A 23374-nucleotide genomic window follows, 5' to 3' on the forward strand; every position below is an offset into this window, starting at 1 on the left:
CTTCCGCGGGCGAAACCCGGCCCTCTTGCCGCGCTCGAGCGCGGGCGACTGTTGGCCGCGGGAGAAACGATGTTTAAGAAGATCCTAGTGGCCAACCGGGGCGAGATTGCCCTGCGGGTTCAGCGAGCGTGCGCCGAGATGGGCATCAAGGCCGTCATGGTGTATTCCGAGGCCGATCGCGACGCCAAGTACGTCAAGCTGGCCCAGGAGGCCGTGTGCATCGGCCCGGCGCCATCGGGCCAGAGCTACCTCAACATGCCTGCCATCATCTCGGCGGCCGAGGTGACGGATTCCGAAGCCATCCACCCCGGCTACGGGTTCCTGAGCGAGAACGCAGACTTTGCCGAGCGCGTCGAGCAAAGTGGGTTCCAGTTCATCGGTCCATCGCCCGAGTCGATCCGCATCATGGGCGACAAGGTGTCGGCCAAGCAGGCCATGATCAAGGCGGGCGTGCCCTGCGTGCCCGGGTCCGAAGGCGAACTCTCGGACGATCCGGCAACCAACAAGCGCATCGCGCGCGCCATTGGCTACCCGGTGATCATCAAGGCCGCCGGCGGCGGCGGCGGACGCGGCATGCGCGTGGTCCACACCGAGGCTGCGCTGGTCAATGCCATCCAGATGACGAAGGCGGAGGCTCAGGCCGCCTTCAACAACGGCGCGGTGTACATGGAGAAGTTCCTCCAGAACCCCCGTCACGTCGAAATCCAGATCCTGGCCGACAAGCACAAGAACGCGGTCTACCTCGGCGAGCGCGATTGCTCCATGCAGCGGCGGCACCAGAAGGTCATCGAGGAATCCCCGGCGCCGGGCATTCCACGCAAGCTGATCGAGCGCATCGGCGAACGTTGCGCTGCTGCGTGCAAGAAGATCGGCTACCGCGGTGCAGGCACCTTCGAGTTCCTGTATGAAGACGGCGAGTTCTATTTCATCGAGATGAACACGCGCGTGCAGGTGGAGCATCCGGTCACGGAAATGGTCACCGGCATCGACATCGTGAAGACGCAGATCATGGTGGCGGCTGGTGAAAAGCTGCCGTTCACCCAGCGCCAGATCGAGATTCGGGGCCATGCCATCGAATGCCGCATCAATGCCGAGCATCCCTACAAGTTCACCCCCTCACCGGGCCGCGTGACCATGTGGCACCCGCCTGGTGGTCCAGGCGTGCGGGTGGATTCGCATGCCTACACCAACTACTTCGTGCCGCCGAACTACGACTCGATGATCGGCAAGATCATCGCGCACGGCGACACGCGTGAGCAGGCGCTGGCCCGCATGCGCCAGGCGCTGAACGAGACGGTGATCGAAGGCATCCAGACCAACATTCCGCTGCATCGCGAACTGATGGTCGACGCCAAGTTCATGAACGGCGGCACCAACATCCACTATCTGGAAGAGTGGCTCGGCACGCACGCGCGTTGAGCCAGCCTTCAAAGGCATCATGTTCGAACTGCGCCTGCTGGCCCCGGAGACAAAAATCGAGATCCTCGGCGAGGCGCTGGACGCCTTGGATGCACTGAGCATCTCGGTGGAGGATGCCGATGCCCAGACCGAAGCCGAGCAGGCCCTGTTCGGCGAACCTGGCATGCCGCCGCCCAAGGCGGGCTGGGAACGTTCCCGTGTGATCGCGCAATTCCCTGACGAAGCCGCTGCGCGCGAGGCGGCGCTGGTGCTGTCCGCTCAGGACTTTTTCGAGGGCTGCGAACTGGTCGGCGTGGCCGAGGTGCCAGAGCAGGATTGGGTGCGTCTCACGCAATCGCAGTTTGCGCCGGTCGAGATCACGCCCGAATTCTGGATCGTGCCGACTTGGCACGAGCCACCATCTGCAGCGCGCCAGGTGATCCGTCTCGATCCCGGACTCGCCTTTGGCACCGGCACCCATCCGACGACGCGCATGTGTCTGCGCTGGATCGCTGGCGCGGGCGACCTGTCGGGGCATCGCGTGCTGGACTATGGGTGCGGTTCAGGCATCCTGGCCATCGGCGCCGCCAAGTTCGGAGCGACTGACATCGACGCGGTCGACATCGACGAGGCGGCCGTCGAGTCCACGCGCCTGAACGCGCAGGCCAACCATGTGCAATTGAAGGCCGGCCTGCCAGACGCCGCGCGGGGCCAATACGGCGTCGTGCTGGCCAACATCCTGGCCACCCCGCTCAAGGTGTTGGCGCCGCTGCTGTGCCAGCATGTCGCCGCGGGCGGATCGTTGGTGCTCGCCGGGATCCTCGAGCGTCAGGCGCAGGAGTTGCAAGAAGCCTACGCGCCCTACTTGGCGCTGTCGGTGAGCGACAGCGAAGACGGCTGGATCCTGATGACGGCGCGCGCCTGAGCGCGCACGCCACACCGGGCACGGCGCGAGGCTCGCGCCCGCGCTTCGCGCGAAGGTGCGCCCCTACAATTTGCGACAAATGAGACTTGTGACCCGCTGCCCGGCTTGCTCGACCACTTTCAAGGTCGTCCGGGACCAGCTTCGCATCTCGGATGGGTGGGTCCGTTGCGGCCGATGCAGCGAAGTCTTTGACGCCACCCAGGCGCTTTGGGAGGCGAACGACGACGGTACGCCTGCTGCCCCGATGCCTGCTCCACAGGCTTCAACGCCGCCCGCAGTTCCCGCCGCGCTGACGCCACCTCCGATCACTGCGCCAGAATTCCACGACGAACTCGGGACAGAAGAACCCTTCGACCTCGGGCCCGATCCGCCGCCCTTGTCGACAGGCCTTCCTCCTTCGGCCCTGTCGTCATGGCCCAGCGCCGACATGCTCGACCTGGCCGCGGCCCGCCCCATGCCTGGCGCCGTGCCAGTCGCGGCACCCCGGCAATTGGATGCATCTGCGCTTGTCACTGGCGCATCGTCTCGGTCGGGGTACTCGATCCAGGAGCCACGCTTCGATGCGCTTCCCTCGTTGGATATCGGTGCGCCTTCGTTCGCCGAGCCCGAAGTGCAACGACGCGAGCCCGCCTTTTCGCCGCAGTTGACCGCGCCTTCGCCGGTGATGTCGCCCATCGAGGAAGCGGTGAACGCGCAGTTGAAGAAAGCGCTGCGGCGCGAGCGTGTCAAGGCCCTGCGCGAGGAGCGAGCCCAAAAGCGCGAACGCGAACGAACAGGTGCCAGCACCGCAGATCCATTGTTTGGCGCTTTGCCCGAGGCCAAAGAGGACGCCGCCGGCCCGAAAGCGCCGGCGAGCGATCAGGCCCTCGACGCTCGCGCACCACTCGATGTTGCGTCGCCCGCGCCGTCTGCGGAGGGCATCGAACCGATGCCCGATGCCGCCTCGGTGCCCAGCTTCATCGGCCTGGACTCGCCGTCGGGGCCAGCGCGTCGCACGGGTTGGCTGTGGGCGCTGGCCTGTCTGGTGGCGCTGGTCTTGCTCGGCTTGCAATACGCAAGGCACGAGCGCGACGTGCTCGCCGCTCGCGAGCCTGCGCTGCGCCCAATGCTGCAAACGCTTTGCGATTGGACGCGCTGCACCTTGTCGCCACCGCGCAGCATTGCGGACATCAGCATTGAAGGGGCGTCGTTCTCGCGTGAAGCCGAGGGCTATCGCCTGGACTTCAGTTTGCGAAACCGTGCGCGCACGCCGTTGGCCATGCCCGCGGTCGAACTGACCTTGCTCGATACGCAGGAGCGCGCGCTACTCCGCCGTGTACTGCTGCCCACTGATTACGGGGCGCCAACTGTGCTCGGCGCCGGTGCCGAGCGCACTGCCTCGTTGCCGTTGCGCCTTGCCGGACCTGACGCGGCGGGGCTGCCACCTGTGGCGGGCTATCGGCTCGTGGCGTTTTATCCTTGAGCGCATCTTCGCGCCACCATCTTCACCGACTCAACCTGGATCACTCCATATGGCTACCGTCATCTGCGGCTCCCTTGCCTTCGACACCATCATGAGTTTCGAAGGGCGCTTTGCCGACCAGATTCTTCCGGATCAGTTGCACATTCTCAACGTGTCGTTCCTCGTGCCGGCCTTGAGGCGCGACTTCGGCGGTTGCGCGGGCAACGTGGCCTACAGCCTGAATGCGCTAGGTGGCGTCGCATTGCCGATGGCCACCGTGGGGAGTGACGGGGCCGACTACGTCAAGCGCTTGCGCGAGCTGGGCATCTCTACCGAATTCGTCCGCGAGCTGCCTGACACCTACACCGCTCAGGCGATGATCATGACGGACCGCGACAACAATCAGATCACGGCCTTCCACCCTGGCGCCATGCAGCAGGCGCACGTCACCCGTATCGAGGCGCGCCCGGACATTCGCCTTGGCATCATTTCTCCGGACGGGCGCAATGCCATGCTCGAGCATGCCGAGCAGTTCCACGCGGCTGGCATTCCATTCGTGTTCGATCCCGGCCAGGGCCTGCCGATGTTCAATGGCGAAGAGTTGACGCGCTTCATCGATTTGGCCGACTGGGTCACGGTCAACGACTACGAAGCACGCATGCTCAGCGAACGCACCGGCCTGAGCGAAGAAGAGATTTCGCGACGCGTGCGCGGTCTGGTGGTGACCTTGGGAGCGCAAGGTTGCGACGTCTGGAAGGACGGCAACAAGTCCCATGTGCCGGCGGTCACGCCGTCAGCGGTGATCGATCCGACCGGATGCGGTGATGCGTGGCGTGGGGCCTTGCTCTTCGGCCTGGAGCAAGGCTGGCCCCTGGAGCGATGTGCCGCACTGGGCAACCAACTGGGAGCACTCAAGATCGCGCAGCGTGGTCCGCAGAACTACGAGGTCGATCGATCCGCGCTGGGTCTCGTCGGCTGAGGCCAGGCGCGAGCGTTTAGAACAAAAAAAGGCCCGACACCTTGCGGCGTCGGGCCTTTGCCTTGGAGAGCCTACGCTTTCAGGGCTTGCCAGCCGTCGGGAACGGCCAAGCAGCTTGCGGGTTCAGCGTTGTCTGAGCCGCAGGGGCAGGCGCAGGGGCAGCGGCAGCGGGTGCTTTCGCGGCTTTCTTGGCAGCGGGCTTTTTCGCGGCCTTTTTCGCAACAGCCTTCTTCGCAGCGGTCTTGACGGCCTTCTTGGCGACGGCCTTCTTCGCTACTTTCTTGGCGACGGCCTTCTTCGCCGTTGCCTTCACCGCCTTCTTGGCGACGGCTTTCTTCGCCGCGGTCTTGGCGACCTTCTTGGCGACGGCCTTCTTCGCTGCGGTCTTCACGACCTTCTTGGCGACGGCCTTCTTCGCTGCGGTCTTCACGACCTTCTTGGCGACGGCCTTCTTCGCTGCAGTCTTCATGACCTTCTTGGCGACGGCCTTCTTCACAGCGGTCTTGGCGACCTTCTTTGCCACAGCCTTCTTGGCCGCGGTCTTCGCTACCTTCTTGGCGACGGCTTTCTTGGCCGGCGCTTTCTTTGCAGTTGCCATTACTTTCTCCTTGATCAAGTTGAAGAATCAACCTCTTGAAGCACTTCAGGATCTCTCATCGAGTCCTTGAAGCGATCCATGGCGTTGGGAACTGCCCAGCGCCATGAACACCTGTACCCCGGGCGCCGCACTCTACCGGTGCATCTGGCGCCAAGGGCAAAACCGATCTTGTTTTACGTTTCAGCGAAGCGAACTCAATCCCAGGAAAGCGCGCCACCCGACTGATACTCGATCACGCGGGTTTCGAAAAAGTTGCGCTCTTTCTTCAGGTCAATCATCTCGCTCATCCATGGGAACGGGTTTTCCTCGTTCGGGAAGAGCGCTTCCAGGCCGATCTGCGTGGCGCGACGATTCGCGATATAGCGCAGGTAGCCCTTGAACATGGAGGCATTCATGCCGAGCACGCCGCGCGGCATGGTGTCTTCGGCATAGCGATATTCGAGCTCAACGGCCTTGAGGAACAAAGCCTTGATCTCGGCCTTGAAGTCGGCGGTCCACAAGTGCGGATTCTCGAGCTTGAGCTGGTTGATCAGGTCGATGCCGAAGTTGCAGTGCATCGACTCGTCGCGCAGGATGTACTGGTACTGCTCAGCCGCGCCGGTCATCTTGTTCTGGCGACCCAGCGCCAGGATCTGGGTGAAGCCGACGTAGAAGAACAGGCCTTCCATCAGGCAGGCGAAGACGATCAGGCTCTTGAGCAGCGTCTGGTCGTTTTCCGGCGTGCCGGTGTGGAAGTCCGGATCCATGATCGCCTCGATGAAGGGGATCAGGAACTGGTCCTTGTCGCGGATGGAGGCGACTTCGTTGTAGGCGTTGAAGATTTCCGATTCGTCCAGACCCAGCGACTCGACGATGTACTGGTAGGCGTGGGTGTGGATCGCTTCCTCGAATGCCTGGCGCAGCAGGAACTGGCGGCATTCGGGCGCCGTGATGTGGCGATAGGTGCCCAGCACGATGTTGTTGGCGGCCAGCGAGTCGGCGGTGACGAAGAAACCCAGATTGCGCTTGACGATGCGGCGCTCGTCTTCGGTCAGGCCGTTCGGGTCTTTCCACAACGCGATGTCGCGCGTCATGTTCACTTCCTGCGGCATCCAGTGGTTGGCGCAGGTGGCGAGATACTTTTCCCAAGCCCACTTGTACTTGAACGGCACCAGCTGGTTGACGTCGGTCTGGCCGTTGATGATGCGCTTGTCGGCCGCGACGACGCGGCGTGCGCTCGCCACTGGCGTTGCGCTCGTGGCAGATGCGGGGCTCTGGCGGGAAGCCACGGGCTGCAGCGACGGCTCGGCGTGCTGCGAAGTCGACAGATCCATCGCGCGGCCCATCGGGTTCGGGGGCGCTGCGTTGTGCTTGACTTCTTCGTCCCAGGTCAACATAGAAATTCCAATACTCAAATTATGTGAGCAACGCGGTGAGTTGCAAAGTGCTCATCCTCACCGCGTGCTTCGATCACGCGTTCATGTTGCTCGCATGCATCGCGATATCGCTGCGCCGTACATGCTTGTGAGCACTTCGACGACGCATGCACGCGCGTTCTTACTGGCAGGCTTCGCAGGTCGGATCGTCGATCGCGCAGAACTTGATGTCGGTGGCAGGCACCGAATTCATCTGCTGCTGCGCGGCAGCGGCCGCTGCCTCCAGTGCGCTCATGCCACCGTTGTCGGCGCCCGAAGACACGGCGTTGAGCCTGCCCGATTGCACGGTCGACTTCTCGGCGTGCGTGGCGCTGATGGTGCGCAGGTAGTACGTGGTCTTCAGGCCGCGCAGCCAGGCGAGCTTGTAGGTCTCGTCGAGCTTCTTGCCCGAAGCGCCAGCCATGTAGATGTTGAGCGACTGCGCCTGGTCGATCCATTTCTGACGGCGCGCGGCCGCTTCGACCAGCCAGTGCGTCTCCACCTCGAAGGCGGTGGCGTACAGCGCCTTGACGTCCTGCGGCACGCGATCGATGGGGCGCAGCGAGCCGTCGAAGTGCTTGAGGTCCATCACCATCACGTCGTCCCACAGGCCCAGACGCTTGAGATCGCGCACCAGGTAGTGGTTGATGACGGTGAATTCGCCAGACAGGTTCGACTTGACAGACAGGTTGCCGAAGCAGGGCTCGATCGACGCATCGACGCCGATGATGTTGGAGATCGTCGCCGTCGGTGCGATGGCCACGCAGTTGGAGTTGCGCATGCCGTCCTGCTTGATCTTGGCGCGCAGTTGGTCCCAGTCGAGCGTGGAGGAACGGTCGACCTCGACAAAACCGCCGCGCGCCTTCTCCAGCATGTCGAGCGTGTCGGGGGGCAGGACGCCCTTGTCCCACAGCGAACCCTTGTAGCTGGAATAGCGGCCGCGTTCCTTGGCCAGTTCGGTCGAAGCCCAGTAGGCGTGATAGCAGATCGCTTCCATCGAGCGATCGGCAAACTCCACGGCATCCTGACTGGCGTAGGGAATGCGCAGTTCGTACAGCGCATCCTGGAAGCCCATGAGGCCGAGGCCGACCGGACGGTGGCGCAGGTTGGAGTCGCGCGCCTTCTTGACCGCGTAGTAGTTGATGTCGATCACGTTGTCGAGCATCCGCATGGCGGTGGCCACGGTGCGTGCCAGCTTTTCCTGGTCGACGCCGCCATCCTTCAAGTGCTGAAGCAGGTTGACCGAGCCGAGGTTGCACACGGCGGTTTCGGTGTCGCTGGTGTTCAGCGTGATCTCGGTGCAGAGGTTCGACGAATGGACCACGCCGGCATGCTGCTGGGGCGAGCGCACGTTGCAGGCGTCCTTGAAGGTGATCCAGGGATGCCCGGTTTCGAACAGCATCGTGAGCATCTTGCGCCACAGGTCGGTGGCTTGCACGGTGCGGCTGGGCTTGATTTCGCCACGCGCGGCCTTTTCCTCGTAGGCCGTGTAGGCGGCCTCGAAGTCGGCGCCGAACTTGTCGTGCAGGTCCGGCACGTTGGAGGGCGAGAACAGCGTCCAGTTGCCCTTTTCCATCACGCGGCGCATGAACAGGTCGGGAATCCAGTTCGCCGTGTTCATGTCGTGCGTGCGGCGGCGGTCGTCGCCCGTGTTCTTGCGCAGTTCGAGGAATTCCTCGATGTCGAGGTGCCAGGTCTCCAGGTAGGTGCAGACTGCGCCCTTGCGCTTGCCGCCCTGGTTCACGGCGACCGCCGTGTCATTGACCACCTTCAGGAAGGGCACGACACCTTGCGATTCGCCGTTGGTGCCCTTGATGTGGCTGCCGAGCGCCCGGACGCGAGTCCAGTCGTTGCCCAGGCCGCCCGCGAACTTCGACAGCAGCGCGTTTTCCTTGATCGATTCGTAGATGCCGTCCAGGTCGTCCGGCACCGTCGTCAGGTAGCAGCTCGACAACTGCGAGCGAAGCGTGCCGCTGTTGAACAGGGTGGGCGTGCTCGACATGAAATCGAAGGACGAGAGCACTTCGTAGAACTCGATGGCACGCGCCTCGCGGTCGATTTCGTTGAGGGCCAAGCCCATTGCCACACGCATGAAGAACGCTTGGGGCAGTTCGATGCGCGCCTTGCGCACGTGCAGGAAGTAGCGGTCGTACAGGGTCTGCAGGCCGAGGTAGTCGAACTTCAGGTCGCGGTCGGCCTTGAGCGCGCCGCCCAGGCGGGCGAGGTCGTACTGCAGCAGCTTCTCATCAAGCAGTTCGTTCTCGACGCCCTTCTTGATGAACTGCGGGAAATAGTCGGCGTAGGTGGTGGCGCGCTCGGCAGGCGCCACTTCGCGGCCGATGATCTCCTTGAAGATCGTGTGCAGCAGCAGACGCGCGGTCGCGAAGGTGTAGTCGGGATCCTTCTCGATCAGCGTGCGTGCGGCCAGGATCGACGCCTTGTACACCTCGTCCAGCGGCACGCCGTCGTACAGGTTGCGCATCGTCTCGGCCACGATCGGGTCGGCGCTGACGCCGTCTCCCAGGCCGGCGCAGGCCGATTCCATCAGCGACTTCAGCTCCGCCAGGTCGAGCGCCACGCGCTCGCCACCGTCCAGCACGTACAGCTGGGGCGCGGCGGCGGGTTGCTCGACCACGCCCTGGCGCGCGCGCTCCTGGGTGCGCCGCTCGCGATAAAGCACGTAGGCGCGCGCCACTTCATGGTGGCTGCCGCGCATCAGGCCCAGCTCGACCTGGTCCTGCACGTCCTCGATGTGGAAGGTGCCGCCGCCCGGACGCGAGCGCAGCAGGGCGCGAACGACAGCCTGCGTGAGCTCGTCCACGGTTTCGCGCACGCTGGCCGAAGCCGCGCCTTGGGTGCCGTGCACTGCCAGGAAGGCCTTCATCATCGCAATGGCGATCTTGTTCGGCTCGAAGGGCACCACTGCCCCGTTGCGTCGAATGATCTGGTAGTTGGCAAGGGCCACGCCGTTGGGCTGGCCGGCCACGTCGCGCGGGGCAGCCGAACTGGCCGGCATGGGGCGCTGAAGTGCGGAGGACGAAGGGTTCAGGGCAGTCTGCATTCGATATGTCCTTTTGGGATGACTTTTGTTGTGCGGAGGTCGGCCGTTGCCGTCATCGCGGGCTGCCGCCTCATTCGGCGGCCCGCGGTGCACACACTATATATGGGGTGCGAGGGGGTCGCAATCTACTAGATATGGTGTTTTCCAGTGTCGTTGACAGTTGCCAACACGTATGTCGCGCGCGCAGTCGGCGTTGCGCTCCCATCCGAACTCATCACTTCAACACAAAGGCAGCATTGATGCGGTTTTCCGGCGCATTCGCCGCTACAGGCCGCATGGTTGCTGGAGATGCCGCTTGCGCCGCCGGAAAAGATGGCGCGCTGAACCCACCCCATCGAAGGCAGCGCGGCGATTGAGAAAATTTAGCGGCCGCTGCCGGGTGGAAACATGGCCGCGGGCCAAGCCAGTGAAGCTTGCAGCCGATGCCAGTCGAAGCCCGGCCCCGGATCGAGCTTGCGGCCCGGCGCGATGTGCTCATGCCCGGCCACATGGCGAATCGGATAGCGCTGCGAAATGGCGTGAATCAGGCGCGTGAGCGCGTCGTACTGGGCAGGCTCGAATCGCTCGCCTTCCAGTCCTTCGAGTTCGATGCCGATGGAGTCGTCGTTGCAGTTGTCGCGCCCGCGCCAGCACGATGCGCCTGCATGCCAGGCGCGGGCGTCGCAATCCACGAATTGCCACAACATGCCATCGCGCCGCACGAAGAAATGGGCCGAAACCTCGATGCCGCGAATGGATTGGAAATAAGGGTGCGCGTCCCAGTCGAGCTGGTTGGTAAAGAGGCGCAATACCTCGTCGCCGCCGTATTGGCCCGGCGGCAGGCTGATGGAATGCAGCACCACCAGGTCGATCTGCGCGCCTACCGGCCGCGAGCCGAAGTTGGGTGAGGGCAATGCATGCGCAGGTGCATACCAGCCCTGATGCCACAGGGCGGACGACGTCTCACTCATCGCCGCCGTTGACCGTTCCGTCGTCGCCATGCGGCGTGCTGATGCCCAGGCGCGCGATGCGATAGCGCATCTGGCGCAGGCTCAGGCCCAATCGGGCGGCGGCGGCGGTGCGGTTGAATCCGCTTTCGTTCAGCGCCTTGACGAGGATGTCGCGCTCGTGTCGATCCAGGTAGCTCTGCAGATCGGAAGGCAGGACGCCCAGGCGGGGCGCGAACGCTTCAGGCGCCGCAATGGTCGACGCGTCGCTGCCTGTGCCAGTTTCTGTTGCGGAGGCCTCGGCGATCGACGACATGGAAGGTTCGGGGATGTCTGTCGTGGCGGCATCGCCATGACGCGCCATCTCGCCCGTTCCGTCGAAGTCGAGGTGGAGTTCGTCGCCGTCGGCCAGCGCGACCGCGCGATGCAGGAGGTTTTCGAGTTCGCGCACGTTGCCATGCAGCGGATGCGCAGCCAGTTGCGACAGTGCCGTGGTGGACAGGCGCACGGTTGGAAGGCCACTTTCGCGGCTGATGCGATCCAGCAAGGCGGCGCACAGGGCGGGCAGGTCCTCTCGGCGATCGCGCAGCGCCGGCACGGGAATCTCGATGACGTTCAGGCGATAGAAAAGATCCTGCCGGAAGCGGCCCGCAGCCACCTCCGCCTGCAGATCCTTGTGGGTCGCGCTGACGATGCGCACGTCGACCGCGTCTTCCTGGGTCGAGCCGATGGGACGCACGATGCGCTCCTGGATGGCGCGAAGCAGCTTGGACTGCATGGCCAGTGGAAGGTCGCCGATCTCGTCGAGAAACAGTGTGCCGCCTCGCGCCGCTTGGAAGTAGCCGTCGCGATCGGCGGACGAACCTGTGTAAGAGCCCTTGCGGGCGCCGAAGAACTCGGCTTCGAGCAGGTTCTCGGGAATGGCGCCGCAGTTGACCGCGATGAAGGGCCCGTCGCTGCGCTGGCTGCACGCGTGCACGGCTTGCGCCACCAGTTCCTTGCCGGTGCCGGACTCGCCGCGCACGTGGATCGGGGCCATACCCCGCGCGACTTTGGCGATGCGTGCCTTGACCTGCCGCATGGCCTCGGACTGTCCGACCAGCCGAGCCAGAGCGACTTCGCCCGTGCCCGTGGCCATGCGCGTCTCGGCCGCCGCATCCAAGGTGCCGACCGGGGGAGTGTTGGCCAACGGAACGCTGGCGGCGGCGTTGTCCCTGTTGGTCACATGGGCCGTCTGAGCGTGCAGTGCCGAGGCCACCACGGCGCGGAACTGCTTGAGGTCGACCGGCTTGGTCAGGTAGTCGAAGGCACCGGCCTTGAGGGCTTCGACGGCGTTCTCGGCCGAGCCGTAGGCGGTCATCACAACGCAGCGCTCGCTGCGTTGTGCGAGCTGGATGCGCTGCAGAAGGTCCATGCCAAGACCGTCCGGCAGTCGCATGTCGGTGATCACCGCATCGAACTGGCGGGCACGCAGCAACTCCCAAGCCTCGGACACCGTGCCTGCCGCCTCGACGCGGTAGCCTTCGCGCAGCAACGTCAGTTCGTACAGCGTGCGCAGATCCGGCTCGTCGTCGACGACCAGGATGCGCGCGGACTGGGAGGGGGCGGTGGCTTGGGTCACGCGCCTATTGTGTCAGCGCCCCGCTGTTGCGCGCGAAGCAGATGTAGAACTCGTTGCCCTCTGGGCCATTGGCCGCCAGCGCCCGGCGTTCGTAGCCGATGCTGGCGCCATGCCGCTCGCACAGTTCGCGGCAAATGAACAGGCCGAGCCCGGAAGAGCGGCTTTCCGACGAGAAGAACGGCTCGAACAGATGCAGGCGAACGGCTGCCTCCAGCGGTGCCCCGTCGCTCCACACTTGCAGGAAGGCACGCCCTTTGTCCTCGACGCGTGTCGCGATCTGTATGGCGCCTTCGCGCTCGCCCGCGTAGCGCGCAGCGTTGTCCAGCAGGTTGACCAGGATGCGGCGCAGGTGTTCGCCGTCGAAAGGCACCACCGCACCTTTCGCGTCCAGCTGCAGCAACACGCCCTGCCGGCGGCTTTGGCGCACCCATTCCTCGGCCAGGGAACGCACGCTGCTGTCCAGGGCCACCTGCTCGGCCAGTGGCAACGCGCGCTGCTGCCGTGCCCGCGCAACGTCCAGCACGTCGTCCACGATTCGCGCCAGGCGCTGCGCGTTGTGCTGCACCATCTCGGTCAGGCGCCTTTGCCCCGGTTCCTGAAGATCTTCCGCCAGCAGATCGCTGGCCTGCGTGATCGCCGCCAGCGGGTTGCGGATCTCGTGCGCCACCGCCGCCGACATGCGCCCCATCGCCGCGAGCTTCTCGGTGCGGATCCGCGCCTCAAGTTCACGCAGGTCCTGCAGGAACATCACGCACAGGCCTTCGCCCGGCGCCGCGGCCGGCGTCAGGCGAGTGCGCACCCGCACTTCGCGGGCCGAGCCTTGTGGTTGTGCGACAGGCACTTCCTGCGAAAGGCCCCGCCCGAGCGCGAAGGTTTCGCGGGCCAGCGCTGCAAGTACGTGCCAGGCGGGGCGCATCTCCAGGGGGAATGGCGTGGCCAGATGGGCCAGTCCATCGCCGAGGATCTCGTCGGCCGCCGGATTGGCGGCATGAACTCGACCACGCGCGTCGATCACCAGCACCCCTTCGCTCAAGGCTTCGATGACCAGGTCGTTGACCAAGGCATGCAGATGCGCGGTGCTGCGGTTGTGCAATGCAATGGATTCCTCGCGCGCCAGGCGCAGGGCCAGTTCGTGCGCCAGCAATGCCACGACGAAGAGGCCGGTGCCCGTCAGCGCCGCCTGGACGAAGCGCGTGGGCGAGTCGCCGCCAGTGTTGAACCAGTGCCAGCCGGCGTCGAAAAGCAGGAGGAGCGTGGCCGCCGCCGTCGTGCCCAGGCCCACCGAAACGCTGCCGAGCACGGCCGCCATGAGCACCGGCAACGCGAAGAGCGGCGTGTAGTTGATGTTGGTCTGCTGCAGCAGTTGCAGCACGGTGAACGCCGCCAGATCGACCGCGACGGTGCTCAACCAAGCCGCGCCGAAGCCACGGAACGGAGGCGAGAACTGCCCGTAGCGCCAGCCCAGAACGGTGGCCACCATATAGAGCGTGGCGATCACAAGCGGCAACATGGGCGCCGTGGAGCCCATCCCCCAGGTGAGCGCCTGCAACACCACCAGCACCACGGCGACGAAGCAGCGGGCGGTCATGAAACCGCGCAACAGGCGCCTCAGGGCGCTGCTGCGGCCATCCAGGCCGGGACGCAGTTCGAGCCCGCCCCAATCGGTGGCGCCTTCGCCACGCGACCAGAGCAGCGGGCTCATGCGTGAGTCTCCGTCCGCCGGGCTCTTGAGCATGGTCGACTCGCGCAGGCGGCCGCTCGGTTCGTCATGCGGGCCCGGCGCTGCGGTGCGCGGGACTGCAATAGACCTTGCCGTCCGGGCCCGGCAGCGCGTCTGCCGCAGGCAGATGCAGCCCGCAGTGGGCGCAGCGCAGCATGGACTGGGGCTCGCCCGGCGTGCGATTGCGCGGCAGGCCGGCTGGCGGCTGCTTGCGCGCAATCTCGTCGCGACGATTTGCCCGCCAGATCATGAAGGCGATCCAGACGACCGCGATAACCAACAGGTATTTCATCAGGCAATGGTGCGGTGAAGGATGACCTCGAGCACGAAGCGGGAGCCGACGTAGGCCAGCAGGAGCAGCAAGCTGCCGGCGTAAAGCACGCGGGTTGCCGCGCGCCCGCGCCAACCGAAACGCGCGCGGCCGATGAGCAGCACGCCGAAGGTCAGCCATGCGAGCACTGAGAACACCGATTTGTGATCCCACTTCCACGCGCGCACGGACGTGCCGTAGAGCTGCTCGGAGAAAAGCAGGCCGGCGACCAGCGTGGCCGTCAGCAGGACGAAGCCGCCGGTGACGAACCGGAACGTGAGTCGCTCCAGGGTCAGCAGCGGCAATCCACCCTCGGGCGCGGTGGCTTGTCGCATCTGGGTTTCGGCCCGGCCCATCAGCCAGGCGTGGATCACCGCGGCGGCGAACAAGCCATAGGACGCAATGCCCAATGCAAGGTGCAGCGGCAGCCAGGGCGACGCGGAGACATGGAGCGGGCTGCCGGGAAAGACCAGGGCCAGCAACACTGCGGCGCCGCCCATCAGCGCCAGGACGCGGCGCACGTTCAGGTGGGGATACATGCGGCTTTCGACCGCGTACACCGTGAGCACCAGCCAGGCGGTCACGGAAAGCGCGGGCGCAAATCCGAAACGCGCGTGCCCCGTGGCCAAGCCATGGATGAGGGTCGCGGCATGGAGCAGCCAGGCCAGGCCCAGCAGAATCTGAGACGCCTTGCGGTCAAGCCTGGAGGCCGCGGCGGCGGTGCTGCCGTAGGCAAGCGCGGTGGCGATGCCCAGTGCCACACCGAGTGGGGAGGGGCTCGCTAGAATCATCGATCGGAGTTTAGCTTCTCGACTTGCTGCGCCCTGCCTGCCGGGGCGTGTCCCGCACCTCTCTCACCCGGCCTGTGTTGTCGGGCCGCATCATGGCCAGCGCCCTTACCGAAAAATTCTCCCGTCTCGTCAAGCAGATGAGCGGGCAGGCCCGCATCACCGAAAGCAACGTGCAGGACATGCTGCGCGAGGTGCGCATGGCCTTGCTCGAAGCGGACGTTGCCCTGCCGGTCGTGCGGGACTTCGTCGCCCGGGTCAAGGAAAAGGCCATGGGGCAGGAGGTGCTGGGCTCGCTCAAGCCGGGCCAGGCGCTGGTGGGCATCGTCAATCGCGAACTGGCCGCGACGATGGGCGAGGGGGTTTCGGACATCAACCTGGTCGCCCAACCGCCCGCCGTCATCCTCATGGCCGGTCTGCAGGGCGCCGGCAAGACCACCACGACCGCCAAGCTGGCCAAGCACCTGATCGAGAAGCGCAAGAAGAAGGTCCTGACCGTGTCGGGCGACGTGTACCGTCCGGCCGCCATCGAACAGCTCAAGACGGTGACCAAGCAGGCTGGCGCCGAATGGTTCCCCAGCACGCCGGACCAGAAGCCACTGGACATCGCGCGCGCGGCGCTCGATCACGCCCGTCGCCATTTCTTCGACGTGCTGCTGGTCGACACGGCCGGCCGCCTTGCGATCGACGAAGTGCTGATGAACGAAATCCGCGAGCTGCACGCCGCCATCAATCCCGTCGAAACGCTGTTCGTGGTCGATGCCATGCAGGGCCAGGACGCGGTGAACACGGCCAAGGCCTTCAAGGACGCGTTGCCGCTGACCGGCATCATCCTGACCAAGACCGACGGTGATTCCCGCGGCGGCGCGGCGCTGTCGGTCCGCCAAGTCACCGGCGTGCCGATCAAGTTCGCTGGCACGAGCGAGAAGATCGACGGTCTCGAGGTCTTCGACGCCGAACGCCATGCCGGCCGCATCCTGGGCATGGGCGACATCGTGGCGCTGGTGGAGCAGGTCACTTCCAATGTGGACGTGGCTGCGGCGCAGAAACTGGCTGCCAAGGTCAAGAGCGGCGGCTTCGATCTCAACGACTTCCTGGCTCAGTTGCAGCAGATGAAGCAGATGGGAGGCTTGTCCAGCCTCATGGACAAGCTGCCCGCGCAGATGGCCGCCAAGGCCAGCGAGGCCGACCTGTCCCGCGCCGAGCGCGACATCCGTCGCAAGGAAGGCATCATCAACAGCATGACGCCGCTGGAGCGACGCAAGCCCGAACTGCTCAAGGCCACGCGCAAGCGTCGCATCGCCGCCGGTGCCGGCGTTCAGGTGCAGGAAGTCAACCGCCTGCTCAATGAGTTCGAGCAGATGCAGGGCATGATGAAGAAGATGAAGGGTGGCGGTCTCATGAAGATGATGAAGCGCATGGGCGGCATGAAGGGCGGCGGTGGCTTCCCCGGCCTGGGCGGCGGTGGCGGCGGCATGCCGCGCTTCTGACGCGTCGGCCGGGCGCGGTATCTGCGGATCCAGCGCTCTTGGCCAACAAAAAAGCCCGGCTCGGCCGGGCTTTTTGCTGTGCGCAGTGTGCTGCGTCTTGCGGCTGCGCAAGTTCGAGTTCAGGCGTATTCGGCCAGCGACTTGCGCATCTTCTTCATGGCGGCCACTTCGATCTGGCGGATCCGCTCGGCGCTGACGCCGTAGACGGCAGCCAGCTCATGCAGCGTCATGCCACCCGAACCGTCGTCGTTGACCTTGAGCCAGCGCTCTTCCACGATGCGGCGGCTGCGTTCGTCAAGAGCGTCCAGCGCCGTAGAGATGCCGTCGCTTGACAACCGATCGCGTTCACGCGATTCGAGCTGCGCCGTCGGCTCCATGCCAGCATCGGCCAGATAGGCGATCGGGCCGAAGCCTTCGTCGCCATCGTCGGCCGGGCCGGGATCGAGCACCACGTCGCCGCCCGACAGGCGGGTTTCCATTTCCAGCACCTCTTCGCGCTTGACGTTGAGCTGGCTGGCCATGCGGTCGACTTCGGACTCGCTCAGCGTGTCGCGATGGCTGGCGCTGGCGTCCTGCGCCGCAGCGTCGGCCTTGAAACCTTGCTTGAGCGATCGCAGATTGAAGAACAGCTTGCGTTGGGCCTTGGTCGTGGCGACCTTGACCATGCGCCAGTTCTTCAGGATGTATTCGTGGATCTCGGCCTTGATCCAGTGCATGGCGTAGCTGACCAGGCGAACGCCCTGGTCGGGATCGAAGCGACGAACGGCCTTCATCAGGCCCACGTTGCCCTCCTGGATGAGGTCGCCGTGCGGCAGGCCATAGCCCAGGTATTGGCGAGAAATGGAAACCACCAGGCGCAAGTGCGACAGGATCAGGGCACCGGCGGCCTCGAGATCGTTGTTGTCGCGCAGACGACGGGCGAACTTCTGCTCGTCTTCGGCGCTCAGCATCGGCAGCCTGTTGGCCGCCGAAATGTAGGCGTCCAGATTGCCAAGCGGCGGCACCATCGACCAGGGATTGGCGACGGCGAGCTGGTTGGCGGGGGCTGCGGTCAAAGCGGTCATAGGGGATGACTCCTTCATTGCGGTCATGTTAGCACTCGGTTGGAGGGAGTGCTAAGGAAAGAGTTCCCAAATGGTCTTGAAAACTGTGATAGGTGTTTTCTTTGTAGTTTTGACCGGGTAAAAAAATGGCTTTCAGTGCCTGTTAGCGGCGGTTCCTTGCTTGAACCCCATGCGCCCCAGCAGTTGCACCACGACGAACAGCGGACCCACATACAGGTACTGCAGATCCTCGAAGAAAGAAGGCTTCTTCCCTTCGATCTTGTGGCCGATGAACTGGAAGATCCAGCCGACGATGAAGATTCCGGCCGAGATCGACAACACACGCTCGCCCATGGCATGGACGAGCGCGAACACAGCGACCGTCCACACCGCCATGATGGCCAGGAGCAGCGGCGCCCGCAGCATCGCGTAATAGACCATGCTGGCTGCCACGAACGCGTAGGCCACCCAGGGATGCAGCGCATACAGCAGACCGACGATGCTCACCATGATCGCCGGGATGGCGATCAGGTGGATCAGTTCGTTGGTGGGATGCCGATGGCTTTCCCCATAGTGTGCGAGCAGGCGGTCCAATCGACTGGTAGGCCGTTGGCCAGTGGGTTCGTCGCCAAGTCCGTGAAATGCGGTGTCGCTCATCGTGTCGTCCTCCTGGCCGTCATTGCGGCGCGTTGCTTCTAAGTCTCGATTCAGGCTCCGAGCCTTCAGCCGAGCAGCGCTTGCGCAAACTCTCGGGCGTCGAAGGTCTCGAGGTCTTCCAGCTTCTCGCCAACGCCGATGAAATAGACCGGAATGGGCTTTTCGCGGGCGATGGCGCACAGCACGCCACCCTTGGCCGTGCCGTCGAGCTTGGTGACGACCAGGCCTGTCAGGCCCAGTGCATCATCGAAGGCTCGCACTTGTGCCAGCGCATTCTGGCCGGTGTTGCCGTCGATGACCAGCAGCACTTCGTGCGGGGCGCCTGCGTCCGCCTTGCCGATGACGCGCTTGATCTTCTTGAGCTCGTCCATCAGGTGCAGTTGGGTAGGCAGCCTGCCCGCGGTATCGACCAGGACCACGTCGCGCCCGCGGGCACGCCCGGCATTGACGGCGTCGAAGCTGACGGCGGAAGGATCGCCCCCTTCCTGGCTGATGATCTCCACCGTGTTGCGATCGGCCCAGACGCCCAATTGCTCGCGAGCCGCGGCGCGGAAGGTGTCGGCTGCCGCCAGCAGGACGGAACAACCCTCGGTCGCCAGGTGCTTGGTCAGTTTGCCAATGGAGGTGGTCTTGCCAGCGCCATTGACGCCGGCCACCATGATGACGGTGGGCGTGAAGCGGCCGATCTCCAGCGGCTTTTCCAATGGCTTCAGCAGATCGGCGATGGCATCGCCCAGGAGCTTGCGCACCTGGACGGCGTTGGTCGCCATGTTGGCGCGCACGCGAGCGCGCAAGTCGTCCAGCAGGAACTCCGTGGCTTTGACGCCTGCGTCCGACATGAGCAGGGCGGCCTCGAGTTCTTCATAGAGTGCGTCGTCGATCTGTGCATTGACGAAGACGGCCTGGATGTTGGTGCCGGTCTTGCGAAGGCCGGACTTCAGGCGAGACATCCACCCTTGGCGCTCTGGAGCCGTGGTCTCGGCGGCGGGCTTCGCTGGCGCGGGCTTGACGGGTGCCGATGTTTGTATCGGGACCGAATAAGTCGGGATGCTTGGCGTGGGCGCCGCGACGGGCTCAGCCGCGGGCTCGGGCGGCGCGGGTTCAGCTTCCGGAGCCGGAGGCGGAGCCGGAGCCGGTGTCGGTGTCGGTGTCGGTGCAGGTGCAGGTGCAGGTGCAGGTGCAGGTGTCGGCGCCGGTGCCGGTGCCGGTGCCGGTGCGGGCGTCACCACCGGCTCGAGGGCGACAGGCTGAGGTTCTGGCGAAGGCGCGGGAGCGGCCGTCGGTGCTTCCTTGTTGCCTCGGCCAAACCAGGTCGAGGGAGAGAACACCGAGCGCGCCGCGTTCACGGCGCCACCGCCGTCGGCCGCGGCGGTGTCCGCGCCTGCCGGCGCATCGGCCGGAGCAGGCGGGGGCGCCACGTCCGGCGACCGCGCGTCCTCGGCAGGCACCTCGGTCGATTTGTTTCTCTTGAAGAAGCTGAACATTGAAGGGTTTCTAGAATCACAGCGATTCTATGAAACAGCCCTTCAGCCCCCATCGCCCGTTCGCGGCCGAACCATCTCGCCAGGCCAAGTCCGGGCGACCGCCATCCTGGCGTCGGGCGTTCGGGCCTGTGGCCATGACGCTGTCCTTGCTCGCGATGCCCGTTGCGTGGTCTGCGCAGAACGCGGTGGAGGGCCAGCCTGCGGCGCCCGCGACTTCGGCCGCCGCTCGTGCCCAGCAGTTCACCCTTGCCAATGGCATGACGCTCATCGTGCTGCCCGATCGTCGCGCGCCGGTGGCTGTCCAGATGGTGTGGGTGCGCGCAGGATCGGTGGAAGAGGTGGACGGCACCAGCGGCGTGGCACATGCGCTCGAGCACATGATGTTCAAGGGCAGCGCCCACACCCGGCCGGGCGAGTTCTCCCGCAAGGTGGCGGCGCTGGGCGGGCGCGAGAATGCCTTCACCACGCGCGACTACACCGGCTACTACCAGCAGATTCCCGTTGGCAAGCTGGAAGAGGTGATGAAACTCGAGTCCGACCGCTTTGCCACCAACCAGTGGCCGGACGACGAGTTCAAGCGCGAGATCGAGGTGGTCAAGGAAGAGCGCCGCATGCGCACCGAGGACCAGCCGCGTTCCTTGCTGGGCGAGCAGCAGAACGCCGTCACCTTCATCGCATCGCCCTACCGGCGCCCGGTGGTGGGCTGGATGAGCGACCTGGACGCCATGACCGCGCAGGACGTGCGTGACTTCCACCAGCGCTGGTACGTCCCCGCCAATGCCGCGCTGGTGGTGGCCGGCGACGTCGACGTCGATGCCGTTCGGCGGCTGGCCGACAAATACTATGGCGCCATCGCGGCGCGCCCCGTGCCCGAACGCAAGCCGCGCACCGAGCCCGAGCAGCGCGGCCTGCGCCGCATCGAGTTCAAGGCGCCTGCCGAGCAGGCCTTCGTGTCGCTCGCCTTTCGCATGCCGCAGCTTCGATCGGTCGATGAGGACAGCGATGTCTGGGCGCTGGTGGTCCTGTCCGCCGTGCTCGACGGCTATTCGGGCGCCCGGCTCGAACGGGGCCTGACGCAGGGGCCCGACCGGGTGGCCGATTCCGTGGGTGCCTATTCGGGCTTCACGGGGCGTGGCCCTCAGCTCTTCGGGCTGCAAGGCGTGCCAGCCTCGGGCAAGACCCCCGAAGCCGTCGAGGCCGCCCTGCGCGCGGAGGTGGCCCGCATCGCGCGCGAGGGTGTCTCACCATCCGAGCTCGCACGCGTGAAAACCCAATGGGAAGCGAGCGAGACCTACAAGCGCGATTCGGTGATGGCACAGGCTCGCGAACTGGGCGCCAACTGGATCCAGGGACTGCCGCTGGACGCCAGCGATCGCATCATGGCGCGGCTGAACGCCGTCACGCCCGAGCAGGTCAAGGCGGTCGCGGGCCGCTATTTCGGAGACGACCAATTGACCGTGGCCACGCTCCGCCCGCTGCCCCTCGACCCCAACAAGCGCAAGCCCGCCGCCACCGTGCACGATGGGGAGATGCGCTGATGACCACGAACCTCAAACACAAACCTGTGATGCACCGCGGCGCCGCCCTTCGACTTGTTACGTTCGCCACATGGGCCCTGGCCAGCCTCGGCGCGAGCGCTGCCTTGCCGATCCAGCATTGGACGCAGCCTTCGGGCGCCAAGATCTATTTCGTCGCGGTCGATGCGCTGCCCATCGTTGATGCGCAGATCGACTTCGACGCCGGAAGCCGCCGCGATCCGGGCCGCCAGGCGGGCCTGGCCGATACCACGGCCGAGATGAGCGAAAAGGGCGTGCAGGCCCAGGGTGATCGGCCGGCGCTTGACGAGAACGAGCTTGGCGAAGCCTGGGCGGACCTGGGCGCGAGCTTCGATGCCGGCGCCGGCAGCGATCGCATGAGTTTCACGCTGCGCACGCTGGCGCGCCCCGATCTGCTGGACAAGGCCGTTGCGCTGGCGGCCCGCGAGATCGGACAGCCCACGCTGGCACCAGACGTCTGGAAGCGTGAACGCGAACGCTACATCGCCGCCATCAAGGAAGCCAATACGCGACCGGGCACGGTGGCCAATCGCGCGTTCTCGAAGGACGTGTACGGCACCCATCCCTATGGCTACGACCCCGACGAGCAAAGCCTGAATGCGATCGGCGTGGAAGACATGCGTGCGTTCCACGCGCGCTACATCGCGCCTTGCCGCGCCAAGGTCAGCATCGTCGGCGCGCTCAGCCGCGAGCAGGCCGACCGTGTGGCCACGGCCTTGCTCGCTCGCCTGCCCGCGCAATCCGATTGCAGCGCATTGCCGCCGGTGTCCGAAATCGCGCCGCTGGCCGCGCCGAAAGTGGACCGAATCCCCTTCGCCTCCGCGCAGGCGCATGTGCTGATCGGCCAGCCGGGCTATCCGCGCCGCGATCCGGACCATTTCGCGCTCACGCTGGGCAACTACGTGCTCGGCGGCGGAGGCTTCGTGTCGCGCCTGACCGAGCAGGTGCGCGAGAAGCGCGGCCTGGCCTACAGCGTCTACAGCGGCTTCTCGCCGGGCCTGCACGCGGGCGCCTTCGCCATCGGCTTCCAGACCCGGCCCGACCAGGCCGATGCGGCGGTCAAGGTGTCGCGCGAGGTGCTGGAAAAGTTCGTCGCCGACGGCCCGACCGAAGCCGAGTTGCAAGCGGCCAAGGACAACCTGATCGGTGGTTTTCCGCTGCTGCTCGACAGCAACCGCAAGCTGCTGGGGAACGTGGCCAACATCGCCTGGAACGATCTGCCGCTCGACTACCTCGACACCTGGATCGAGCGCATGAACGCGGTCACGGTGGCGCAGGTCAAGGACGCATTCCGGCACAAGCTGAGGCCGGCCGACATGGTGACCGTGATCGTCGGAGCCAAGCCTTGAGGGCCTCGCCCTCGCCGCCACCGCCGTCGCGGCGCGCGCACGAGGTGCGCATCATCGGCGGCCGATGGAAGCGCACGCGATTGCCCGTGGCCGATCGACCCGGACTGCGGCCCACGCCCGACCGCGTGCGCGAGACGCTCTTCAACTGGCTGGCCAGCCTGGCGGGCGCCAGTGGAGGCGAGCTGCCGGGTTGGCACTGTCTCGATGCCTTCGCGGGCACAGGCGCGCTCGGATTCGAGGCTGCCTCGCGCGGCGCCGCCTCGGTCCTGCTGTGCGAGCAGGATCCGGCGCTCATCGCGCAGATGCGCACCACCCAGGCCAAGCTCGAGGCGACGGCGGTCCGCATCGAGCGGGGCGATGGCGTGGCTGCACTCAAGCGTGCGGCGCCGGCAAGCCTTCATGCGGTGTTTCTCGATCCGCCTTTCGATCGCGCCGATCTCTACCCGGCTGCGCTTGGCGCCGCTGTGCCTGCGTTGCGCCCGGGCGGCGTGATCTACCTGGAGGCGTCCCGAGCCTGGACCGAGGACGAACTGGCCGCCGTCGGACTCCAACTTCTGCGCCACCTTCGGGCGGGTGCGGTCCATGCGCACCTGCTGCGTACATAATCGTCCGAGGCATACCCCGCATTGAGGAG

The 23374-nt window shown here is 65.5% G+C and carries 19 protein-coding genes and 1 pseudogene; 9 read left to right on the plus strand and 11 right to left on the minus strand.

What is annotated here, in order from left to right; all coding sequences use genetic code 11:
* Positions 1–69 precede the first annotated feature (69 nt).
* From accC to QTH91_RS12375, 5 genes and pseudogenes are all read left to right on the plus strand, one after another.
* The gene (gene accC, locus QTH91_RS12355; RefSeq protein WP_286660366.1) at positions 70–1419 is read left to right on the plus strand and encodes an acetyl-CoA carboxylase biotin carboxylase subunit; all 1350 of its coding nucleotides are present in this window, start codon (positions 70–72) and stop codon (positions 1417–1419) included.
* Between the two features lie 19 nt (positions 1420–1438).
* Positions 1439–2323: a 50S ribosomal protein L11 methyltransferase gene (gene prmA, locus QTH91_RS12360; protein ID WP_286660367.1), complete on the plus strand. Its 885-nt coding sequence runs from the start codon at positions 1439–1441 to the stop codon at positions 2321–2323.
* A 79-nt stretch (positions 2324–2402) separates the two neighbouring features.
* Positions 2403–2507 (plus strand): annotated as a pseudogene (locus QTH91_RS23055) (zinc-ribbon domain-containing protein); the annotation flags it as partial.
* 501 nt (positions 2508–3008) lie between these two features.
* Positions 3009–3785, plus strand: a complete 777-nt coding sequence (locus QTH91_RS23060; protein WP_286660659.1) for a DUF3426 domain-containing protein — start codon at positions 3009–3011, stop codon at positions 3783–3785.
* Positions 3786–3834: 49 nt separating this feature from the next.
* Positions 3835–4743 (plus strand): carbohydrate kinase family protein, encoded by a 909-nt coding sequence (locus QTH91_RS12375; RefSeq protein ID WP_286660368.1) that lies wholly within the window; start codon positions 3835–3837, stop codon positions 4741–4743.
* Between the two features lie 79 nt (positions 4744–4822).
* Here the strand turns inward: QTH91_RS12375 and QTH91_RS12380 are convergent, their stop codons facing one another.
* From QTH91_RS12380 to QTH91_RS12415, 8 genes are all read right to left on the minus strand, one after another.
* Positions 4823–5341 (minus strand): histone, encoded by a 519-nt coding sequence (locus QTH91_RS12380; RefSeq protein ID WP_286660660.1) that lies wholly within the window; start codon positions 5339–5341, stop codon positions 4823–4825.
* A gap of 194 nt (positions 5342–5535) precedes the next feature.
* Complete coding sequence (locus QTH91_RS12385) at positions 5536–6717, minus strand: ribonucleotide-diphosphate reductase subunit beta (RefSeq protein ID WP_286660369.1); 1182 nt, start codon at positions 6715–6717, stop codon at positions 5536–5538.
* Between the two features lie 160 nt (positions 6718–6877).
* The gene (locus QTH91_RS12390; RefSeq protein ID WP_286660370.1) at positions 6878–9796 is read right to left on the minus strand and encodes a ribonucleoside-diphosphate reductase subunit alpha; all 2919 of its coding nucleotides are present in this window, start codon (positions 9794–9796) and stop codon (positions 6878–6880) included.
* Positions 9797–10158: 362 nt separating this feature from the next.
* A complete protein-coding gene (gene ampD, locus QTH91_RS12395) occupies positions 10159–10776 on the minus strand; it encodes a 1,6-anhydro-N-acetylmuramyl-L-alanine amidase AmpD (RefSeq protein WP_390367827.1) in 618 nt (205 codons plus the stop codon).
* Positions 10739–12343: a sigma-54-dependent transcriptional regulator gene (locus QTH91_RS12400; RefSeq protein WP_286660372.1), complete on the minus strand. Its 1605-nt coding sequence runs from the start codon at positions 12341–12343 to the stop codon at positions 10739–10741. Before QTH91_RS12400 ends, ampD begins: the two co-directional genes overlap by 38 nt.
* A 4-nt stretch (positions 12344–12347) precedes the next feature.
* Complete coding sequence (locus tag QTH91_RS12405; protein ID WP_286660373.1) at positions 12348–14045, minus strand: sensor histidine kinase; 1698 nt, start codon at positions 14043–14045, stop codon at positions 12348–12350.
* Between the two features lie 64 nt (positions 14046–14109).
* Positions 14110–14355 carry a PP0621 family protein gene (locus tag QTH91_RS12410; protein ID WP_286660374.1) on the minus strand — a complete coding sequence of 82 codons (246 nt, stop codon included), beginning with the start codon at positions 14353–14355 and terminating at the stop codon, positions 14110–14112.
* On the minus strand, positions 14355–15164 hold the full coding sequence (locus QTH91_RS12415) for a cytochrome C assembly family protein (protein WP_286660375.1): 810 nt from the start codon (positions 15162–15164) through the stop codon (positions 14355–14357). Before QTH91_RS12415 ends, QTH91_RS12410 begins: the two co-directional genes overlap by 1 nt.
* Before the next feature lie 92 nt (positions 15165–15256).
* Here QTH91_RS12415 and ffh point away from each other — a divergent pair, with 92 nt between their 5' ends.
* Positions 15257–16651 (plus strand): signal recognition particle protein, encoded by a 1395-nt coding sequence (ffh, locus tag QTH91_RS12420; protein ID WP_286660661.1) that lies wholly within the window; start codon positions 15257–15259, stop codon positions 16649–16651.
* A gap of 119 nt (positions 16652–16770) precedes the next feature.
* On the opposite strand, the gene rpoH is transcribed toward ffh, so the two are convergent.
* The 3 genes from rpoH to ftsY all read right to left on the minus strand — a co-directional run bounded on the left by rpoH (position 16771) and on the right by ftsY (position 19835).
* Complete coding sequence (gene rpoH / locus QTH91_RS12425) at positions 16771–17715, minus strand: RNA polymerase sigma factor RpoH (protein ID WP_286660376.1); 945 nt, start codon at positions 17713–17715, stop codon at positions 16771–16773.
* A gap of 132 nt (positions 17716–17847) precedes the next feature.
* Positions 17848–18351 (minus strand): Mpo1 family 2-hydroxy fatty acid dioxygenase, encoded by a 504-nt coding sequence (locus QTH91_RS12430; protein WP_286660377.1) that lies wholly within the window; start codon positions 18349–18351, stop codon positions 17848–17850.
* A 65-nt stretch (positions 18352–18416) separates the two neighbouring features.
* Entirely contained in the window at positions 18417–19835 is a 1419-nt protein-coding gene (ftsY, locus tag QTH91_RS12435) for a signal recognition particle-docking protein FtsY (RefSeq protein ID WP_286660378.1), read from the minus strand.
* A 134-nt stretch (positions 19836–19969) separates the two neighbouring features.
* On the opposite strand from ftsY, the gene QTH91_RS12440 reads away from it, so the two are divergent.
* The 3 genes from QTH91_RS12440 to QTH91_RS12450 are packed head-to-tail and all read left to right on the plus strand — an operon-like array spanning position 19970 to position 23345.
* Positions 19970–21373, plus strand: a complete 1404-nt coding sequence (locus QTH91_RS12440) for a M16 family metallopeptidase (RefSeq protein ID WP_390367832.1) — start codon at positions 19970–19972, stop codon at positions 21371–21373.
* Between the two features lie 29 nt (positions 21374–21402).
* Positions 21403–22740 carry a M16 family metallopeptidase gene (locus tag QTH91_RS12445; RefSeq protein ID WP_286660663.1) on the plus strand — a complete coding sequence of 446 codons (1338 nt, stop codon included), beginning with the start codon at positions 21403–21405 and terminating at the stop codon, positions 22738–22740.
* Positions 22737–23345, plus strand: coding sequence for an RsmD family RNA methyltransferase (locus QTH91_RS12450; RefSeq protein ID WP_286660379.1), 609 nt, complete (start codon positions 22737–22739; stop codon positions 23343–23345). Before QTH91_RS12445 ends, QTH91_RS12450 begins: the two co-directional genes overlap by 4 nt.
* Positions 23346–23374 lie beyond the last annotated feature (29 nt).

The sequence above is a fragment of the Variovorax dokdonensis genome (assembly GCF_030316895.1).
Classification (GTDB): domain Bacteria; phylum Pseudomonadota; class Gammaproteobacteria; order Burkholderiales; family Burkholderiaceae_C; genus Variovorax; species Variovorax dokdonensis.

What these genes read in the sequence shown, in the direction of transcription:
- rpoH (WP_286660376.1), bottom strand. Translation starts at nt 17,715, where the DNA reads ATGACCGCTTTGACCGCAGCCCCCGCCAACCAGCTCGCCGTCGCCAAT.
- QTH91_RS12410 (WP_286660374.1), bottom strand. Translation starts at nt 14,355, where the DNA reads ATGAAATACCTGTTGGTTATCGCGGTCGTCTGGATCGCCTTCATGATC.
- ftsY (WP_286660378.1), bottom strand. Translation starts at nt 19,835, where the DNA reads ATGTTCAGCTTCTTCAAGAGAAACAAATCGACCGAGGTGCCTGCCGAG.
- ffh (WP_286660661.1), top strand. Translation starts at nt 15,257, where the DNA reads ATGGCCAGCGCCCTTACCGAAAAATTCTCCCGTCTCGTCAAGCAGATG.
- QTH91_RS12415 (WP_286660375.1), bottom strand. Translation starts at nt 15,164, where the DNA reads ATGATTCTAGCGAGCCCCTCCCCACTCGGTGTGGCACTGGGCATCGCC.
- QTH91_RS12380 (WP_286660660.1), bottom strand. Translation starts at nt 5,341, where the DNA reads ATGGCAACTGCAAAGAAAGCGCCGGCCAAGAAAGCCGTCGCCAAGAAG.
- QTH91_RS12440 (WP_390367832.1), top strand. Translation starts at nt 19,970, where the DNA reads ATGACGCTGTCCTTGCTCGCGATGCCCGTTGCGTGGTCTGCGCAGAAC.
- QTH91_RS12430 (WP_286660377.1), bottom strand. Translation starts at nt 18,351, where the DNA reads ATGAGCGACACCGCATTTCACGGACTTGGCGACGAACCCACTGGCCAA.
- accC (WP_286660366.1), top strand. Translation starts at nt 70, where the DNA reads ATGTTTAAGAAGATCCTAGTGGCCAACCGGGGCGAGATTGCCCTGCGG.
- QTH91_RS12375 (WP_286660368.1), top strand. Translation starts at nt 3,835, where the DNA reads ATGGCTACCGTCATCTGCGGCTCCCTTGCCTTCGACACCATCATGAGT.
- QTH91_RS12385 (WP_286660369.1), bottom strand. Translation starts at nt 6,717, where the DNA reads ATGTTGACCTGGGACGAAGAAGTCAAGCACAACGCAGCGCCCCCGAAC.
- prmA (WP_286660367.1), top strand. Translation starts at nt 1,439, where the DNA reads ATGTTCGAACTGCGCCTGCTGGCCCCGGAGACAAAAATCGAGATCCTC.
- QTH91_RS12445 (WP_286660663.1), top strand. Translation starts at nt 21,403, where the DNA reads ATGCACCGCGGCGCCGCCCTTCGACTTGTTACGTTCGCCACATGGGCC.
- ampD (WP_390367827.1), bottom strand. Translation starts at nt 10,776, where the DNA reads ATGGCGACGACGGAACGGTCAACGGCGGCGATGAGTGAGACGTCGTCC.
- QTH91_RS12405 (WP_286660373.1), bottom strand. Translation starts at nt 14,045, where the DNA reads ATGAGCCCGCTGCTCTGGTCGCGTGGCGAAGGCGCCACCGATTGGGGC.
- QTH91_RS12390 (WP_286660370.1), bottom strand. Translation starts at nt 9,796, where the DNA reads ATGCAGACTGCCCTGAACCCTTCGTCCTCCGCACTTCAGCGCCCCATG.